This window comes from uncultured Shewanella sp. (genome assembly GCF_947495455.1).
Lineage (GTDB): Bacteria > Pseudomonadota > Gammaproteobacteria > Enterobacterales > Shewanellaceae > Shewanella.
In genome coordinates this window covers 1-19208 of record NZ_CANLZC010000109.1, presented here as the reverse complement: position 1 = coordinate 19208, position 19208 = coordinate 1, and the positions used below count along the sequence as shown (strand labels likewise).

20 protein-coding genes are annotated in these 19208 nt (G+C 41.6%); 7 read left to right on the top strand and 13 right to left on the bottom strand.

Annotation, left to right across the window (positions count from 1 at the left end; genetic code table 11):
• Positions 1 to 121: 121 nt before the first annotated feature.
• The 4 genes from argA to radC all read right to left on the bottom strand — a co-directional run bounded on the left by argA (position 122) and on the right by radC (position 3058).
• Positions 122 to 1441: an amino-acid N-acetyltransferase gene (argA, locus tag Q0791_RS20805; protein WP_299010745.1), complete on the bottom strand. Its 1320-nt coding sequence runs from the start codon at positions 1439 to 1441 to the stop codon at positions 122 to 124.
• Between the two features lie 399 nt (positions 1442 to 1840).
• The gene (gene rpmG, locus Q0791_RS20800; protein ID WP_028773492.1) at positions 1841 to 2014 is read right to left on the bottom strand and encodes a 50S ribosomal protein L33; all 174 of its coding nucleotides are present in this window, start codon (positions 2012 to 2014) and stop codon (positions 1841 to 1843) included.
• Between the two features lie 6 nt (positions 2015 to 2020).
• Entirely contained in the window at positions 2021 to 2257 is a 237-nt protein-coding gene (gene rpmB / locus Q0791_RS20795; protein ID WP_298771253.1) for a 50S ribosomal protein L28, read from the bottom strand.
• A gap of 123 nt (positions 2258 to 2380) precedes the next feature.
• Complete coding sequence (gene radC, locus Q0791_RS20790) at positions 2381 to 3058, bottom strand: DNA repair protein RadC (protein WP_299010739.1); 678 nt, start codon at positions 3056 to 3058, stop codon at positions 2381 to 2383.
• A gap of 146 nt (positions 3059 to 3204) precedes the next feature.
• On the opposite strand from radC, the gene coaBC reads away from it, so the two are divergent.
• From coaBC to folE, 5 genes are all read left to right on the top strand, one after another.
• Positions 3205 to 4413: a bifunctional phosphopantothenoylcysteine decarboxylase/phosphopantothenate--cysteine ligase CoaBC gene (gene coaBC, locus Q0791_RS20785; RefSeq protein ID WP_299010749.1), complete on the top strand. Its 1209-nt coding sequence runs from the start codon at positions 3205 to 3207 to the stop codon at positions 4411 to 4413.
• Positions 4414 to 4563: 150 nt separating this feature from the next.
• Positions 4564 to 5157, top strand: coding sequence for a nucleoid occlusion factor SlmA (slmA, locus tag Q0791_RS20780; RefSeq protein WP_299010736.1), 594 nt, complete (start codon positions 4564 to 4566; stop codon positions 5155 to 5157).
• 193 nt (positions 5158 to 5350) lie between these two features.
• Positions 5351 to 7276, top strand: a complete 1926-nt coding sequence (locus Q0791_RS20775) for a S9 family peptidase (RefSeq protein WP_299010747.1) — start codon at positions 5351 to 5353, stop codon at positions 7274 to 7276.
• Between the two features lie 175 nt (positions 7277 to 7451).
• The gene (locus Q0791_RS20770) at positions 7452 to 9440 is read left to right on the top strand and encodes a S9 family peptidase (protein ID WP_299010733.1); all 1989 of its coding nucleotides are present in this window, start codon (positions 7452 to 7454) and stop codon (positions 9438 to 9440) included.
• Between the two features lie 286 nt (positions 9441 to 9726).
• The gene (gene folE / locus Q0791_RS20765; protein WP_299010731.1) at positions 9727 to 10386 is read left to right on the top strand and encodes a GTP cyclohydrolase I FolE; all 660 of its coding nucleotides are present in this window, start codon (positions 9727 to 9729) and stop codon (positions 10384 to 10386) included.
• Between the two features lie 78 nt (positions 10387 to 10464).
• Here folE and pyrE read toward each other — a convergent pair whose 3' ends face one another.
• Both pyrE and rph read right to left on the bottom strand, forming a co-directional pair.
• The gene (gene pyrE, locus Q0791_RS20760; RefSeq protein ID WP_299010728.1) at positions 10465 to 11106 is read right to left on the bottom strand and encodes an orotate phosphoribosyltransferase; all 642 of its coding nucleotides are present in this window, start codon (positions 11104 to 11106) and stop codon (positions 10465 to 10467) included.
• 87 nt (positions 11107 to 11193) lie between these two features.
• On the bottom strand, positions 11194 to 11907 hold the full coding sequence (gene rph, locus Q0791_RS20755) for a ribonuclease PH (RefSeq protein ID WP_299010726.1): 714 nt from the start codon (positions 11905 to 11907) through the stop codon (positions 11194 to 11196).
• A gap of 232 nt (positions 11908 to 12139) precedes the next feature.
• Here rph and Q0791_RS20750 point away from each other — a divergent pair, with 232 nt between their 5' ends.
• Together Q0791_RS20750 and Q0791_RS20745 are read left to right on the top strand one after the other, a co-directional pair.
• On the top strand, positions 12140 to 13003 hold the full coding sequence (locus Q0791_RS20750) for a YicC/YloC family endoribonuclease (RefSeq protein ID WP_299010721.1): 864 nt from the start codon (positions 12140 to 12142) through the stop codon (positions 13001 to 13003).
• A 201-nt stretch (positions 13004 to 13204) separates the two neighbouring features.
• Positions 13205 to 14428, top strand: a complete 1224-nt coding sequence (locus tag Q0791_RS20745; protein ID WP_299010718.1) for a site-specific integrase — start codon at positions 13205 to 13207, stop codon at positions 14426 to 14428.
• A gap of 171 nt (positions 14429 to 14599) precedes the next feature.
• On the opposite strand, the gene Q0791_RS20740 is transcribed toward Q0791_RS20745, so the two are convergent.
• The 7 genes from Q0791_RS20740 to Q0791_RS20710 all read right to left on the bottom strand — a co-directional run.
• Positions 14600 to 15136 carry a suppressor of fused domain protein gene (locus Q0791_RS20740; protein WP_299010715.1) on the bottom strand — a complete coding sequence of 179 codons (537 nt, stop codon included), beginning with the start codon at positions 15134 to 15136 and terminating at the stop codon, positions 14600 to 14602.
• Positions 15137 to 15180: 44 nt separating this feature from the next.
• Positions 15181 to 15534 (bottom strand): hypothetical protein, encoded by a 354-nt coding sequence (locus Q0791_RS20735; protein ID WP_299010713.1) that lies wholly within the window; start codon positions 15532 to 15534, stop codon positions 15181 to 15183.
• A gap of 15 nt (positions 15535 to 15549) precedes the next feature.
• Positions 15550 to 16047 (bottom strand): hypothetical protein, encoded by a 498-nt coding sequence (locus tag Q0791_RS20730; RefSeq protein ID WP_299010711.1) that lies wholly within the window; start codon positions 16045 to 16047, stop codon positions 15550 to 15552.
• A 5-nt stretch (positions 16048 to 16052) separates the two neighbouring features.
• Positions 16053 to 16811 carry an Imm49 family immunity protein gene (locus Q0791_RS20725; RefSeq protein ID WP_299010708.1) on the bottom strand — a complete coding sequence of 253 codons (759 nt, stop codon included), beginning with the start codon at positions 16809 to 16811 and terminating at the stop codon, positions 16053 to 16055.
• A 2-nt stretch (positions 16812 to 16813) separates the two neighbouring features.
• The gene (locus tag Q0791_RS20720) at positions 16814 to 17536 is read right to left on the bottom strand and encodes a hypothetical protein (protein WP_299010705.1); all 723 of its coding nucleotides are present in this window, start codon (positions 17534 to 17536) and stop codon (positions 16814 to 16816) included.
• A 182-nt stretch (positions 17537 to 17718) separates the two neighbouring features.
• Positions 17719 to 18114 carry a lysozyme inhibitor LprI family protein gene (locus Q0791_RS20715; RefSeq protein ID WP_299010702.1) on the bottom strand — a complete coding sequence of 132 codons (396 nt, stop codon included), beginning with the start codon at positions 18112 to 18114 and terminating at the stop codon, positions 17719 to 17721.
• Positions 18114 to 19208: S-type pyocin domain-containing protein (locus tag Q0791_RS20710; RefSeq protein WP_299010700.1), on the bottom strand; the 1095-nt coding region annotated here is incomplete at its 5' end. The genes Q0791_RS20710 and Q0791_RS20715, both read right to left, overlap by 1 nt.

Sequence of the window (19208 nt, the reverse complement as noted above, 5' to 3'; positions counted from 1 at the left end):
CCCGAGCAGTCAAACGAAGACCACAGCGATATGCTAGAAATAAAAAATGCCAATAAGCTTAACTTACTGGCATTACCGCTATTGCGGCCTGTTTTACTTCAATCCGTACTGTGCAGCGCCTTTATAATTCCAACAATAAAATTTTGGACTTACGCTGATAATTATATAACTGCTTCTTTTTTTCTGGCAATTCATTCACTTCAACGATCTTAAAACCATGTTCTAAGAACCAGTGAATACTCCGGGTAGTCAGAGCAAACAGCCGCGAATAGCCTCTGACTCTTGCCTGACCAATAATGTTATTGAGCAACAAACTGCCTCTATCAGCATCTCGATATTCGGGATGAACCACTAAACAGGCAAACTCGCCAGCATTATCTTCTTCAAAAGGATAAAAGGCTGCGCAACCTATCACTAAGCTGTCTCGCTCAATGAGCATGAACTGCTCAATCTCCATTTCCAGTTGTTCACGGGAACGCCTCACTAAAATACCTTGCTCTTCAAGGGGACGAATAAGATCCAAAATTCCCCCTATGTCACGAATAGAGGCTCGGCGTAAACGCTCTGCACTTTCGGTGACAATTTGCGTGCCCACACCATCACGAGAAAACATCTCCTGCAGCAGAGCACCATTATCGAGATAACTAATAAAATGGCATCGAGCGACACCATTACGGCACGCATCAATGCTGGCTTGAAGAAATTTTCTGGTGCCAATACTCATGGCACTGTCATCTTTTGCATTCACTAACAGGCCATGAACATCCGTGGGCATTAGCTCTGCGAGCACATCACCTTGCGCATTAAGAATGCCTTTTTCACCACTAAATCCTATCATTTTATCCGCTTTTAATTTCACAGCAATTTGAGTCGCGACTTCTTCTGCAGTCAAATTAAAGCTTTCCCCCGTCACTGAAGCAGCAATCGGCCCCAAAAGCACAATACCATGATGCTCTAGCTGACGTGCTAACCCTTGAGTATCAATGCGTCTCACTTTACCACTTAGGCAAAAATCGATACCGTCATCAACCCCTAAAGGTTGTGCAATCACAAAGTTACCACTGACCACATTGATTTGCGCACCTTGTAAAGGAGTATTACTGAGACTCATAGACAAGCGAGCGGTAATATCTAACTGCAACCCTCCTACCACTTGCTTAATGACTTTTAATGATGCCTCATCGGTGATCCTCACACCTCTATGATATAAAGGCTTAATGCTCTGTGCGGATAATGCCTCATCAATCTGAGGCCTGGCGCCGTGTACCAGGACTATTTTAATCCCCAAACTATGCAGTAGGGCAATATCGTTGATGATTGAATGGAATTGATTTTGTGCTAACGCCTCCCCTCCCAACATCACCACGAAGGTTTTCCCCCTATGTGCATTGACATAAGAAGCTGATTGACGAAACCCATTCACTAATTCTGTGGTACGCACGCTAATATTCCACCTTACAATAGACCATTACCTTCCCTTATAGCATTTTTAGAAGCCCATTTTTTCTTCCAATCAGTAAAACAAAGTAAATAACCACTGCTTCTGACTGAACGGCTTGGCCCTCTTCCAACACTGTGATAAGTATAAGACAGCCACTGTCGTTATACCCCATTTAGAGCATAATATTGCATTTTAATTCATTTAAAAAGCATTTATTTTCACTTGTGTAAAAATAAAAAAGAGAAGTAACAGGTTGTTAACCAATTGATATCAACAATGAAAAGAATGAGAAGTGAGAAGTGAGAAGTGAGAAGTGAGAAGTGAGAAGTGAGAAAATGATAAATTTTAGACAAAAAAAAGCCCCTTAAAAAGGGGCCTTTCAGAAGTTAAATCAAATCATTATTTGATTTTAGCTTCTTTATACATAACGTGCTGACGGATCACTGGATCAAATTTCTTGATTTCCATTTTTTCAGGCATGTTACGTTTGTTCTTTTCAGTCGTGTAGAAATGACCTGTTTTAGCGCTAGACACTAACTTGATCTTCTCACGATTACCTTTTGCTTTAGCCATCGTTTATTACACCTTTTCGCCGCGGGCACGAAGTTCTGCAACAACAGTTTCGATACCTTTTTTATCAATGATACGAATACCTTTAGTCGATACACGTAGCTGTACGAAGCGCTTTTCATCTTCTAACCAGAAACGATGGTTCTGTAGGTTAGGTAAAAAACGACGACGAGTCGCGTTTTTCGCGTGCGAACGGTTGTTACCAACCATAGGTCGCTTGCCAGTGACTTGGCATACTCTTGACATGTCAATCTTCTCCAAAAACAGTTTTAACGCTCAAGCATTAATGTACCCCGTAAGGCCGTCGCCCGAGGCACACAAAGAGGGCGCATTTTATACAGGATCTTAAATCAAAGATCAAGGAATAGATCAATCTATCCATCCCCGTTCAGCGAAAGAAACACAGTTATTATCACCAATAACTATATGATCTAATAAAGAAACATCGATAGTTAATAGGGCGTGTTTTAATCGCTCAGTTATTCGCCGATCTGCTTGACTGGGCTCAGCAATCCCGGAAGGATGGTTGTGGCACACAATCACAGCAGCGGCTTTCTTTTCAAGCACTAGGCTAACCACTTCTCGTGGATAGACAGAGGCAGAATCTATGGTGCCACGGAATAATTCAACAAATTGAATGACTCTGTGCTGACTATCTAGCAATAAAACGCCAAAGACTTCATAGGCACGATCTGCTAATTGTCTCATTAAATAGTCTCGAGTTAAATCAGGATTTGATAAAATTTTGCCTCTTTTCAGGTTTTCTTTATAAATTCGACAACTTAATTCCATTGCGGCTTGTAATTGAGCATACTTTACCGGCCCCATTCCTTTCAATTCACACAATTGTTGCTGTGAAGCAGCCAACAAAGCCCGTAAACTGCCAAAATGGCTGATGGCTTCTCGCGCTAATGCTACCGCACTTTGCCCTTTTAGTCCGACTCTGAGTAGTATCGCTAATAATTCAGCATCTGATAAACTATCAGCACCTTTTAACAGCAATTTATCCCTAGGCCCCTCTCCCACTGGCCAATCAGAAATCCCCATTTAGCACCTCAGCCACAAGCCATTCTTCTTTACAGTATGGCTGCAAATACTCACAAGACATCAAAATGAAATCGAAGATCCTCTCGATACACTTTTTATGGTATCTTATCGGGTTAAGAAATTCAGTGAACGCTTGGCAATGGATCATGAGTCTAACAAATAAAAATATCCTTTTAGGCATTGGCGGAGGAATTGCCGCTTACAAATCCGCAGAACTAGTGCGCCGATTAAAAGATGAGGGAGCCAATGTAAGAGTCGTGATGAGCCAAGGCGCTCAAGCCTTTATTACGCCGCTCACGCTGCAAGCCTTATCGGGCAACCCTGTCGCAACTGATTTACTCGATCCAGCTGCTGAAGCCGCCATGGGACACATAGAACTGGCTCGCTGGGCTGACTTAGTCATTATCGCCCCGGCCACGGCCAATTTACTCGCGCGAATGAATGCTGGCATGGCTGATGAGCTGATCACGACAAGCTGTTTAGCCACCGACGCGCCCGTGGTCGTGTGTCCCGCCATGAACCAGCAGATGTACCAAAATCAAGCCACACAGAATAACTTGCAGCAATTACAAAGCAAAGGCTTCACTATCTGGGGACCCGGCATTGGCAATCAAGCCTGTGGCGAAACAGGGCCTGGTCGTCTACTTGAAGCCTGTGAGATCACCCAGCGAGCCAATGATTTTTTTGCACCAAAATTGCTGGATAAGGTCAATATTTTGCTCACCGCAGGCCCAACAAGAGAAGCGATTGATCCTGTCAGGTATATTTCCAACCACAGCTCTGGAAAAATGGGATTTGCCCTTGCAAAAGCCGCTCATGATCTCGGCGCTAAGGTGATCTTAGTCTCCGGTCCCGTTAACCTTAACACCCCTCAAGGGATCACACGTATTGATGTTAAGAGCGCAGCGCAAATGCAAGCCGCGGTTATGGAGCATGTTAGTGAGCAAGATATCTTTATTGGCTGCGCTGCTGTAGCCGACTACCGTGTCACAGAAGTGGCTGATAACAAAATAAAAAAAACGGCTAATGCTGACACCATGACGTTGAATTTAATTAAAAACCCCGACATTCTCGCCAGCGTGAGTCAATTAAAAAATAAACCTTTTACAGTCGGATTTGCAGCAGAAACACAAGATGTTGTCCGCTATGCCAAAGACAAGCTTATTCGCAAAAGACTCGACATGATTGCAGCCAATGATGTCTCCCAGGCCGAACTGGGATTTAATGCCGATAAAAATGCCCTTTGTGTCCTTTGGCATGATGGCCAGCACATGCTTCCTGCCACAGACAAGTACACGCTCGCTAAACAATTATTATCGCTTATCGCCCAAAGAAGGCTCAAGAGTTCAACATAGCATTATTTAAACATTCACCCATTTTTAAGCATTATTGAAAGAGCTGCGATAAGGCTCTGCTCAAAAAGCAGGCCTTAATAAATTAGCGATATAACACTCAATATATCCGCTTTATGCGTGCTCAGTTGTCATCGAGTAAAGGATATTAACATGGCTTCCAGCCCAAAAATCAATCGTCGCGAACACATATTACAATCACTCGCGACCATGTTAGAAACCCGTCCAGGCCAGCGTATTACCACCGCAAAATTAGCCGCCGAAGTGGGCGTTTCAGAAGCCGCACTTTATCGGCATTTCCCCAGTAAAGCGCGTATGTTTGAAGGATTGATCGAGTTTATTGAAGCATCATTACTGTCACGCATTAACCTTATCATGGAAGAAGAAAAAGATACCATGAAACGCTGTCAGCAATTATTGCAATTATTGCTCGTCTTTGCCGAACGTAATCCGGGGATCTCCAGAGTGCTCAATGGTGATGCATTATTAGGTGAAAATGAGCGCCTTAGAAGCCGAATAAGCCAACTTTTTGCCAAGATTGAAACCCATTTAAAGCAAATCTTACGCGAAAAATCGCTAAGAGAAGCCACAGGCTTTACCTTAGATGAATCCATTTTAGCCAATTTACTCCTCGCTATAGCTGAAGGTCGTATTGCACAGTTTGTTCGCAGTGAGTTTAAAATAAAACCCACCCATAACTTTACCGAGCAATGGCATTTTATTCAGCAACAATTGCTGCAAAGCTAATGGATCACTAAGAATGTAAATTATGTAACTGCATTGTTGTACTAGGAAGAGGTACAATATAATATAAAAAATGCGCATTAAAAGTGAATGTTATTATCATTCACTCTCTTTAATGCAGCATTATCACCTTTAATGACAAGGATGTACTATGACTCTTTTTAAACATTTATATTTTATTTGTTTACTTTTTTGTATGCCTGTTATGGCAAATGACGATAACAAGCCCCTTGAGCCCAGCGAACTTTTTAGCCTTTCCGATGAGTTTAGCCAAGTTAAAGTTTCCCCCAAAGGCGACTACATCAGTGCCATTAAAATCTTTGAAGGCAAAAAACTACTCGTCATTCTTGATGCAAAAACGAAAAAGCCGACTCATGCCGTGCATTTTCCCGGTAATGCTCAAGTAGGCGATTATGCTTGGGCCAATCATGAACGTTTAGTATTGCAAAAGGTGTACATCAAAGGTTGGAGTGATGTGCCGGAGTATCATGGTGAACTCTATGCCGTTAATGCTGACGGTTCAAAAGCCACTTACCTATTTGGTTACCAAAGCGGCGAAATGCAAACGGGATCAAACATCAAAAAAAATACCCCTATCAGAGCTACCGCCTATATTTTAGATCCCCTACCCGACAATAAGCGCTACATGCTGGTTAAAGCGCTACCATGGGGAAATGGCGTTAATGTTTCTGATAATTTATCGACAGTTTATCGTGTCGATTTATACAAAGGTAAGCGCTATAAAGTGGCTAAATCACCCATTAAAAATGCCAATTTTCTAACCGATAATGAAGGTCAATTACGTTTCGTCACAGGAACAAAAAATCATATTAAGCATAGTCTTTTTTATCGACAAGAAGGCAAGTGGGTCGATACTAACCAATTTAACTTTGGCTTAAATGATTTAAAACCTATCGCCTTTGGTGATAATGAAAATCAAGTCTATGTTCTAGGAAGGGAAGCGGGTGAAACTCGCGGCATTTATCTTCTAAATGTTAAAACAGGTGATAAACAAAAAATTAGCCAAGACAGTACGGTCGATCCCAGTAACGTGTGGATCAATAATACCAATAAAAAGCTCTACGCCGTGGAATATGCAAATGGTTACCCTGAGTATGAGTTTGTCGATAAAAAAGACATTTATGCCAAATACACTAAACAGCTATTAGCCTCGTTACCGGGCCATCAAATTCGCCTCGTCAGTCAAACAAGTGATAGTCATCTATTCATTATTGACGCCTTCAATGATCGAAATCCTGGTGATTATTACTTATTTGATACTCAAGCCGTCAAGCTGGAATACTTATTCTCAAAAAAACGCTGGCTCGATCCTGAGCAAATGGCGGATGTAAAACCCATAAGCTTTACCGCCCGAGATGGTAAAACCATTCATGGTTTCCTGACCTTACCTTTTGGTGTGGATGCCAAAAATCTGCCCCTTGTGGTTAACCCCCATGGCGGCCCTCATGGCGTGAGAGATCGGTGGAAATATAATTCACAAAACCAGCTCTTTGCCAGCCAAGGCATTGCCGTATTACAAGTGAACTTTCGCGGCTCCGGTGGCTACGGCAGCGCTTTTGAGCAGCTAGGCCATCAAAAGTGGGGCACGGACATTCAATATGACATCATCGATGGCACTAAAGATTTAATCACACAGGGCATAGTGGATAAAAACCGCATTTGTATTGTTGGTGGCAGTTTTGGTGGCTACAGCGCTCTACAAAGCTCAATGATAGAACCGGATTTATTTCAGTGCGCCATCGGCATGTTTGGCGTGTACGATCTGCCGCTCATGTATAAAGAGGGGGATGTATCGAGAATACGCAGCGGTCAAGCTTTCCTCAGCACTGTACTAGGTACCGATCCCGCCCAACTTAAGGCCATGTCACCCACTCACCATGTGGATAAATTAAAGGCCAAGCTGTTACTCATTCATGGTGGCAATGATGACCGTGCGCCCATTGAACATTTCGAAGCATTAACATCGGCCTTAAATCAACAAAAATACCCCTTTGATTCATTAGTGTTAGATGACGAAGGTCATGGTTTTTATAAAGATGAGCATCAAGCCCAAGCCTATGAAAAAATGCTCAGCTTCTTGAAAAGCAATTTAAAGCTATAGCGATAATAAACGATGATTTATTCTTTTTTCGCTTAAGCAATACACAATCATCGGCTCGCATATTGCTTTTTATAATGATGTGGGCCAACATCCTTCTTTTTTAACAAAAACATAACCAAATCAGCTCGAAATACATATCTTGCCCTTTTAAAATGCTCTTTCCTCAGGAAACACCATGCCAGCTTCAATCTTATCCTCTGTGCTCTTTTCAGCCTTACTTATATTGATCAGCCCCTTATCTTTAGCCAAGACACAAACCACTAATGAGCTTGCCAGCCTCTTCAGTCGTTCAAGTCAATTCACTCAAGTCAAAATTTCGCCTCAGGGTGACTACATTAGCGCTATCACTCACAAAGAAGGCAAGCAAGCATTGTTACTGCTAAACGCAAAGACTCTTGAGTTAATGCATTTAATCCATTTTCCAAACAATGCGCAGGTCGGCCATTATGTCTGGGCGAATCATCAACGCTTAGTCATGCAAAAAGATTACATCAAGGGCTGGCAAAGCCATCCCCTTTACTTTGGTGAGCTCTATGCCATTAATGCCGATGGCAGTCAACCCAAGTATATTTTCGGCTATAAACGTAAAAGCATGCAGCTGAGTTCACACAACAAACCCAGTCAGTCCATCCGTGCTACTGGCTATATTCTCGATCCATTAATCAATGATGATAAGCACTTGCTAGTATCGGCTATTCCTTGGGACAATAAAAACAGTAAAGTACTCAATACCGATCCAGCCAAGACCGTCTACAAGGTCAATATCTATAAAGGCACTCGAACAAAAATCACTCGTGCACCAATCGAAAATTCACACTTTATGACTGATGGTCAAGGTCAATTACGCTTTGTCAGTGGCACGAAAAATCATGTGTCATACTCACTTTTTTTTCGCAAAAATGACACTTGGATAAACACAAACAGGCTCGGCTTTAAGCTTGATAATCTGAGTCCCATTGCCTTTGGAAAAGCGCCAAACCAGCTCTATGTTACAGGACAAGAACGCGGTCAACCTGAAGCCATTTACCGCGTTAATACTCTCACTGGAGCACATAAGAAAATCATTCAAAATCCTGATGTGGACCACAGTCAAGCTTGGATTAACCCAATCACCAAACAATTATATGCCGTGGAGTATGAGAAGGGTTATCCCAGTTATGCTTTCATTAATAAGAAGGATCCTTTTGCTGTTTTTACAAAGCAATTGCTAAAAAGTTTTTCAGGCTTACAAATTCGCATTATTAGCAGCACTCAAACAGCCGATAAAGTGATTGTGCATACCTATAACGACACGACGCCTGGCAACTACTACTTATTTGATACAAAAGCCGTCAAATTACACTATTTGTTCAGTGAAAAATCATGGATAAAACCTGAGAAAATGGCAAAAGTGACACCCATTCAGTTTACCGCCAGAGACGGCCAACTCATCCATGGTTATTTGACCCTACCAAAGGACAAAACGGCGAAGCATTTACCTTTAATCGTTAATCCTCATGGCGGACCTCATGGCGTGAGAGATCGGTGGAAATATAATTCACAAAATCAGCTCTTCGCCAGCCAAGGTATTGCCGTATTACAAGTCAACTTTCGCGGCTCCGGTGGCTACGGTAGCACTTTTGAAGCATTGGGCCATCAAAAGTGGGGCACAGACATTCAATATGACATTATCGATGGCACTAAAGATTTAATCACACAGGGCATAGTGGATAAAAACCGCATTTGTATTGTTGGTGGCAGCTTTGGTGGCTACAGCGCTCTACAAAGCTCAATGATAGAGCCGGATTTATTTCAGTGCGCCATCGGCATGTTTGGCGTGTACGATCTGCCGCTCATGTTTAAAGAGGGGGATGTATCGAGAATACGCAGCGGTCAAGCTTTCCTCAGCACTGTACTAGGTACCGATCCCGCCCAACTTAAGACCATGTCACCCACTCACCATGTGGATAAATTAAAGGCCAAGCTGTTACTCATTCATGGCGGCAATGATGACCGTGCGCCCATTGAACATTTTGAGGCATTAACATCAGCCTTAAATAAACAAAAATACCCCTTTGATTCATTAGTGTTAGATGACGAAGGTCATGGTTTTTATAAAGATGAGCATCAAGCCCAAGCCTATGAAAAAATGCTCAGCTTCTTGAAAACAAACCTGCGACTTTAAGAGGCTATCTATTCAAAAATATGAGAGTGATGTGCAGCGCATCCTCTCTTCCTTTTCAGCAATCTCTCAGTTATGAATAAATTTGAGTGTAAATATGCTTAAAATAAAGGTATGCTGCTGCTTTGTTATTGCGCGATTTTATAGGTAGACGCTATATTCACTTCACGCAATAAAACAAATCATTATTTTAAGGTTAACCTGCGAGCAATAAAGCCCGCAGTCAAACTGTAATCGTTACCAAAATATCGTTACTCAATACCGCTAGCTAGCTCTAGTGGAGGACACAATGACATTAACAGAACAAACATTAAGTGCATCCGCTCGCCAAGTACAAACCGCGCTCATTGAGCGAGGCTTAGAAACGCCTATGTTACCTTGCGAGCTGTCAAAGGAAGAACGCAAACAACAAATTGAAGCCCATATGCACAGTATTCTCACGTTAATGTCATTAGATTTAAGTGACGATAGCTTATGCGATACGCCAAAACGCATAGCCAAAATGTACGTCGATGAGATTTTCTCAGGCTTGGACTATGCTAATTTTCCTAAAATCACCGTCATCGAAAACAAAATGGGCTTTGATGAAATGGTGAAAGTCAAGGACATTAGCTTAACGAGCACCTGCGAACATCATTTAGTCACCATAGATGGCCTCGCCACAGTCGCCTACTTGCCCCGTAAGAACATCATTGGCCTGTCTAAAATTAACCGTATCGTACGCTTTTTTGCCCAGCGTCCTCAAGTACAAGAAAGGCTCACCCAGCAAGTGCTAGTAGCACTGCAAACTTTACTCGATACCCAAGATGTGGCCGTTAAAATGGATGCGGTGCATTACTGCGTGAAATCACGTGGCATTATGGACTCCACTAGCTCAACTACCACCACGGCACTTGGCGGTATTTTTAAATCAAACCCCGCCACTCGCGCCGAGTTCCTTCACCAGTAGAAAGTTACATCAATAAAGCGCTGCACCAGTAAACAAGCCGTATTCACAATACGGCTTTCAACTTATCCCTTGTTAAGCTTAAATACCATATTGGTCGCGATATGCACTCACTGAGGTCAATTGCGTCTCCATCCCTGTCTGCTTGGATAGATATTGAATTAAGTCGTCTAACTTGATGATCGAAATAATATCACAGCCAAAATCACGCTCCACCTCTTGAATGGCTGACAATTCTCCCTTGCCTTTCTCTTGTCTGTCCAATGCAATAAGCACACCCGCGAGCTGCGCGTCTTGCGCTTGAATAATTTCCATGGACTCTCGAATGGCCGTACCAGCGGTGATCACATCATCCACCAACATCACTCGCCCTTGCAGTTCACTGCCGACTAAGTTACCACCTTCACCATGTTCTTTTTTCTCTTTACGATTAAAACAATAAGGCTTATCAATATCATGATGATCGCACAGGGCCACAGCTGTGGTCGTGGCAATCGGAATACCTTTATAGGCTGGCCCAAATAACACATCATATTCTACATTTGAGTCCATTAAGGCAGCGGCATAAAAACGTCCTAAGCGAGCAAGATCTCGACCTGTATTAAACAGCCCAGCATTAAAGAAATAAGGACTGACACGACCTGATTTTAAGGTAAATTCGCCAAATTTTAAGACACCGCGCTCTAAGGCAAACTCAATAAACTCACGTTGATACGCTTTCACTTTTTTCTCCTCATTGCTTAAAAAGACACACATATAAAAAAGGACCCTCATTCGGATCCTTTAAATTATTCATTAATCATCAACTAATTAGCTCAACGCCGCTTTTTGGACATCGATAATTTCTCGAATACCATGCTTAGCCAGCTCTAATAGACTCAATAACTCTTCATGGCTAAACGGCTCACCTTCTGCGGTGCCTTGAACTTCAATCATTTTACCGGTTTCTGTCATGACCACGTTCATGTCGGTTTCAGCATCACTGTCTTCAAGATATTCTAAATCACAGATGGGCTCCCCCTTATAAATCCCCACACTCACAGCCGCAATCAAGAATTTCAGTGGGTTGGTCTTTAAAATCCCTTTACCACGTGCCCAATTCAGCGCATCGACTAACGCTACACAGGCCCCCGTGATGGCTGCCGTGCGGGTTCCGCCGTCGGCTTGGATGACATCACAATCAATCACTATGGTATTTTCGCCTAACAGCTTCATATCCACTGCGGCACGTAATGCACGGCCAATAAGACGTTGAATTTCTTGTGTACGTCCAGACTGCTTGCCTCGCGCTGCTTCGCGATTCATGCGGCTATGGGTCGAACGCGGTAACATACCATATTCTGCCGTTACCCAACCTTGACCTTGCCCCTTTAAAAAGCGTGGTACCCCTTCTTCAAAGCTCGCGGTGCACAATACTTTTGTTTCACCAAATTCCACCAGCACAGAGCCTTCAGCATGAGCAGTAAATTGACGAGTAATGGTAACGGGACGAGATTGAGCGGGCGTTCTATCGCTTGGGCGCATAGGGCGGTTCCTGTAATGTAAAGCCATAAACAATTGCTGCCTAGTATAAGGAGATGTGCGGCACTAAGCCATAGCAAAAATAGAAAAAACCACACCAAGACGACTCAAGCGTCAAATCATTTGAGTACAGGCAAGAATCGTCTCGAAAAACCGAAAAGCTTTTGACGCAACTCCTCAGCTGGTTATAATTCCCTATCACTAGGACGCACTTCATTAATACTGGGAAACACGCATGATCCAAAGTATGACAGCTTACGCACGCATTGAACATAAAGCCGATTGGGGCAATGCCTCATGGGAGATCCGTTCTGTCAATCAACGCTATTTAGAAACATACTTACGCTTACCTGAGCATTTTCGTAGCTTAGAACCCTTATTAAGAGAGCGCCTTCGTAAACGCCTAAATCGTGGTAAAATTGAAGTCAACCTTCGCTATGATTTTAACGACAGCGATAACAGTGAATTACAACTGAACCAAGCCCTTGCCAAACAACTGATTAACGCCGCTAACTGGATTAAAAAAGAAGCCAAACATGGCAAACTTAACTTAGTGGATGTGATGAAATGGCCTGGAGTGATGTCCAGTGCCGAAAAAGACATGGATGCAGTAGGCAAAGAACTGCTTAACGTCTTTGATGATGCCATTAGCCAATTTATTGAAGCTCGTAGCCGTGAAGGTGAAGCGATCACTCAAATGCTCAATACCCGCCTTGATGCCATTGTCGAGCAAGTCGCCATAGTACGTGAACATATGCCAAGCGTGATTGAATGGCAACGTGAAAAGCTCACTCAGCGTCTCGATGAGATCACCGGTGAGCTAGATCCTGCCCGTATGGAACAAGAAATGGTGATCTTAGCGCAAAAGATGGATGTGGCCGAAGAAATGGATAGGCTCGATGCCCACATTGCTGAGACTCGCCGCATTCTTGAAAAAGGTGGGCCACAAGGCCGACGTCTTGATTTTATGATGCAAGAATTTAATCGTGAATCTAACACCTTAGCCTCTAAATCAATCAGTACTGAGGTCACCGCTGCCGCAGTGGAGCTCAAAGTATTAATCGAGCAAATGCGTGAACAAATTCAAAATATAGAATAACGTCCAAACCTGTATTACAAAATCTATAACGATTTAAAGTACAGCAAGTTAATAAAAATCCTTTTCCATTACCGTATTCTTTGATACGCCATTAACCACCACCAAATGGTGGTTAATGTGGTGGGTATGATAGACTTACATCAAACGTAAGTGGTGGGTAAAACCATACCCACCAAAATCATGCACTAAATAAGGTGGATTATGGCTAAGTTGACTGTTAAAAAAGTAGAAGCGCTCATCAAGGCTGGGGGTGAGAAAACACAACGTCATGCCGACGGTGAGGGTTTGTACCTTGTTGTGCCTGCCTCAGGTACTGCTAGCTGGATGTTACGCTTTACATTCAATAAAAAACGCCGCGAAATGACACTTGGTAAGGTTAAAGATCTTTCTTTAGCTAACGCCCGCCTCGAAGCCGCGACTAAAATGAAACATGTGCGAGAAGGCTTTGATCCCCTCTTACAACGCAAGCGTGCCGAACAAGAAAACATCAAAACTGTAAGCGACCTGTTCAATGATTGGTATCCAACTTTAGTTAAGCGCCTTAAACACCCAAATATTCCCAAACGTGTCTATACCAAAGATATTGCTCCCCATATCGGAGATATTCCCCTCAATAAATTGACTGCCAGAGATATTCGCACAACAATTACTTCGATAAATCATTCAGGTCGTCCCTCTATCGCTAATGATGCTTTAGGTTACTGTAAGCAACTTTTTAATCATGGAATAAAGTTAGATCTGCTTCAAGGTAATCCAGCTTCAGCATTCACTGTAAGGGATGCTGGTGGCGTTGAGCAAAGCAAAGATCGCGCTTTAAGTGAAAGTGAATTACAGCAGTTCTTTCGTATCGCAAGAGAAAACAGCACCAGCTTTAGTCGAGACAACTACCTAGCCTGTGCATTATTGGTTTGCTTAGGGGTGCGTAAATCTGAACTATGTGAAGCGAAATGGGATGAATTTGAACTAGATCAAGGCCTATGGCATTTACCAAAAACACGCAGTAAAACTAATGTTGGCTTTAGCATTCCCTTAGCTCCAGCTGTATTGAAGTGGCTTGAGGAATTAAAAATAAGAGGGTTTGGCTCAGACTATATATTACCTAGCCGGAGAACAAACAAGAAACCACACATGGGCGCCGACACATTAAATCGAGCTATAACCAAGCTATTTGGACATGAAGCAGGTAAGAAAAAACAGCCACCCAATCTCATGAATGATATACCGCACTTCACCGTACATGACTTACGTCGTACTTGTCGTACTTTATTGGCAAAACAAGGCACTTCAGGCCATGTGGCCGAACGGTGCTTAAATCACAAGTTAAAGGGGGTTGAAGGGATCTATGATCAATATGATTATTTGGCAGAACGAAGGGAGGCATTGGATAAATTATCAGACAGGCTTGAGAAAATCATTAATCAGTAACTGCCAAGTATGCTAAATCAGTATCGGCGACAGTGGCTTTGTGCCGTTTACCTTTTTATAACCAAAGGGCTGGGCAAGCAACAATTGACAATATGAAAAGGACCAAGGCATCATCGATGCCTCAGTCTTATTCAAAATAGTGGAAGTTAAACAGGTTCAGGATTTTGTGATTTATAAAATAGAACTTCTGTTTAAATCATAGATATCTATTTCTTTTTCTTCAAATAACTCTTCTAGTTTTTCATACCCATTTACATCAGCATATTTCTTCTCATTATCTGATATAGGTATAGCTAAAAGCCAAGCAACAGTAATATCATCAAAATCCGTGCTAGAAAAATCATCCCAAAGAAAAGGCGAAGTGAACAATAAGTGTTTCATTTCTATAGAAGGGATATACATATCAATAACATTTTGCAAAATAGAACCTGGGCAGCAAAACCATTGTTGGTTCATAACCTGAAAAGCGGCCGTTGTTAATATTTCAGCAAAAAATGCTGTGTCAGATTCTACAGCCCCAACAATTTCAAGCCTAGCCGGAAATTCCTTACCATCTTGTATAAATGGAAAGTCAGACAAACCAACAGTACCAAATGATGTGACGCCATCGCAGGGTTGATCGACAGAAGAAACTAAATCCACAAATTTACTCTCTGAATTATCCCAATAACGTAAAACTTGCGGTTTTCCCTCAAAAACAGAAGCCACTTTACGCGCAATTAATTTATTTTTATTTGAAATATTAATGATAACTAAACCAAATCTTCAAATTTACGAGGAGGCCAACGTTCTCCATCTTCATATTCAAAATCAATATTAATTTCTTTATTACTATCAATTGTCAACAAGCAAACGATCCATTGGCTATCATCCACCATAGAAGCTACTCTTAACTGCTCTACCTTCTCTGCAATCTCCATATCCAATTCAGGAAAATAGAAAACAACGTCATTAGTATCAGAGACCCATGCATGGGTATCCTTCATTGCACCATCAAGAAATTGAAAACGAGATATCATCTGTTGCCAATTTTCTGATTCATCTAATACCGATTGAAATACCAAACTTGCTATTTCTTGTATTTGCTCATTTGCCTGATTATTCATTTTATTTGCTTGCCGTTAGTCCTCTATTAGCACCACCACGGCTTTATTCTGCTCAGTGGCATCTCTGAATGTCACGAAGTATTTGTCACGTACCATCTCATAAGCTTGAGGATCTAACTCACCCGCTTTAGCTTCAACCATATCAACCACCTCTTGAACGATAGGTGTGCTGATATCAAGTGCTAAATTATCATGCATGTTAGCAAAGAGGTCTTTCACCATTGCTGTAGGGAAAAAACCAAACTGACCACTAAGATCCGCATCAGGCCCTATAAGTTTATGAGGAAAAAAGTTGAAACTACACATAGGCAATAAATGACTGTTACCCGCTAATGCATCCCACATTTCAAGGGCGGGCATAAAGCCACGCATATCAAGCTCAAGTGTTTGCCAGCGTATTGCCTCTTGCGCCACAATATCGAGTAAGGCTTGATAGGTAGACTCATCATCTCCAGCTATTTGTGTCGGAAAAGCGGCTTCATCAATCAAAAACAAATGAATTAGACTACTCATAATATTTACGCATCCTTAGCAATTAAAAACAGAGGCAGGTAAAGCGATTGAGTTGTACAAGACCATTGATGTAGCTCTTGGCCTAATTTCGCCATAGTCAGTGCATTTAAACACATAAAGCCTTGTTCCATGTCTTTTAAGTCACCAAATTGACATTGCTCAGTATGCCAAGTGATGGCTTTATCGATATTGGCCTGCCATGTGGCTTTATCACCTTCAACGAGTGCTTTAATGGCCTCAATTAACGGTAAGATATACTGCAATACATCTTTGTCTTTAGTGTTTTTGGCTTCGGTTAACGCAGCTTCAATCAGTGATGCACTGGGTAACACACCCGTACCAATTTTAAGTAATAAGTGGTCGTATAAATAGCAAGCTTGATTGATGATTTCATTATCCGTTAACGACCATTCGCAGTCCCGTAATTGCGCTAATAACTCGGGAGTCCCAAACAAGAGCACTATGTTCATTTCTTCTTGAATGGTCCAATCTACTTTCTGTGTTTGTAATAGTGGATCAAACCCACGCAAAAAAGCATAGGGCGCAGCTTGTTGAAGGTAAGGTTTTACTTTTTCATATTCTTCAAGTACATAATTAGCATAGGCAAGCTCAATGTATTTACTTGCAACCACAAAGGTGGCTTGCAACCTTACGCTAATATCAAGACTCTTATCTTGTATATGAGGAATACGTTTTTCTAGCACCATAGGTGCACGCCGAAAAAGGCGTTCAAAATCAATTTCTGCTTTATTTAGCTTTAACATATTTATCCTTTTAGAAGAGGTTGTAATTTACCTGAAGACACCACACCATCGGTTTCAACGGCTTCAATAACCATTTTGGTCATTTTAGGATCACCATCTTCAATAGCATCTAACAAGTCACTGCCCAATTGATTTTTTTCTGGGTATTTTTTCGACTTTTTCATCGCGGTTAAATTCTTTTCAATCCACTCGTTAGACATCTGCATGCCTTTGGTTTGAGTTCTTTGTAACTTTGCACCGGGTCCTTTAGCTTCTACTACAAAATATTCTAATACCTTGCCATTTTCATCACGCTTGGACCAAATTTGATCCACACCAGGACCGGGGCCAAAACCTAACTCCATTTTCGCAGGCGGTGGTGGCGTTGCGAAATGCTTTTCCATATACATGGCAGCGGCACGTTCACCTTTGGCTTCAGTGATCTTGGCTTTAAACGCCCCTTGGCGACGCGTAGAGTCACCATTTTTGATGGCATTATCGAGCTTCTTTTGATAAGCAGCTTCATAATCAGCCAGATCTTTATAATGCTGTTCTAACTTCGGATCTTTACGTAATAACCCAGCAGCGGCAACCTTTTTATTATTCTGCGCTGGCACCTTCTCTTTTAAAGGCGTCACAAAGGTACGCGTATTGAGATCCGCTTGATGGTTAGGGATGGACGGATCTTTTTTGTATAGCTGTTTTTTGGGGTTGTTGTTACGCACCACTTTTAGGGCGTCTTTCATCTCGCCAAGAACTTCAACGGTTTCTTCTCCTCAGGTTTTAAAAGAGAGTTTGCCCGCCTTACGGCCGTTAGCGGCAAGCAAGAGTGAAGCGCAGGCGATGGGACCACCGACGCCACCTTGATTTGTATTATACGAAGCTATAATTCAAATAAAGTAAAATCCATTGATATCCAATAACATGATCACATCATTGAAGAAATAATCTCATATAAATTAGTAACTTCCAAAATTTGATGTTTTATTTTTCTAACCATGCATTGATTAAATTGTATTTTATGAGTTATTGTTTTTTCTTCTACAAAATAACTTTCCAATTTGCAAAAATCATTTGTTACTTTTTCCCACTCCTGTTTATTTTTTATTATATCTTCCAAGTACTTTTTGTGATCCTGTGAATTGGATAAATATGTTTCAAGTTTCTTATATTCTTTTTCCAAATTTACCCTATTGATTGAAAGCTTATTATTGAAACAATTATTAATTTCTGGAAGATATTGTTTATTAAAGCAATCTTCATCATTAACATCAGCCATCGATTGAAAGCTTAAAAAAGTTATTAAGATAACGATATTTCTCATTAATTATTTCCTTGTAGGTAATTAGCTCGCTTCCTACCCATTTCATAAGACTTTAGAATGGGATTTGACCTAATGTAACCGATTAGTTCTTGTTTATCATTTTTCATACCTTTGACCATGGGTCTCTCCCCTTTGGTAAACCCCTGATAAACAAAATCAATTAAGACATCTTGTATTTTATTATCTAGTAAATCCCAATCCGTTCTTTCTGAATGATTTTTTGTCCATTTGTTATAATTATTCTTAGCACGCTGCTCATAAGAGGGGAAAATATTCACAAAAAAAAAATGCTGGGATTTTCTTGTTATTTCCCCTATCTTAGCTTTATTCTCATTTACAAATTTCTCAGCACTTTCTCCTTTTAAGCCAGCGCCTTTAGAAATCAATTTCGCAGTATCCTTATCGACATACGCTTTAACTAATTCGTCATAAACTTCTATTTGGCTACGACTTCCTAAATCATACCCTCTCCCAATAGTCACACCCGATAATTCATTTCCTGGCCAGTGTATAACTCTTGAAAAATATACATTATCATTAAAATCATTACCTTCAGCATCAAAGGTGAGTTGACCTTTTGGCACTGTTAGCCATTTTTTATCCATCTCATCATCTTCGCCCGTGTGCAGGGCTAAATACACGGCTTTTAACTTCAATTCTGCGGGGAAATTCACAATCACTTCAAGGTTAGGTTCAACAATATCATTAGTATTTTCCTCGGTCTGCGGATGGACTTTTAAGTCCCACAAGGCATTGTTAATCTCTTCGCTCAGAGTGTTGGCGCTTTCATTGCTTTGTGGTGCTGTGTTAGCACTTTCATCATGATCGGTTGTTGATGGTCGCCAATGCAAACTGAGTTCGTCGGTTAAATCGGCGCGTATGCCGTCACCATCTATCACAGCTTGGATCACTTTGACTTTATCTGGATACAACTGCCGTTCATCGGTATGCACGGCCTTGAGTATGGGTTTGTTTTTATCGAGAGTACTGTCATTTTTCAGCTCTTGCTCGGATGGCAACTGATAATAAAACCGTACACGGGTGGTGGCCTCGACCATGACGGGAAAATCAAAGCTTTCATACTGTGCCCCGCC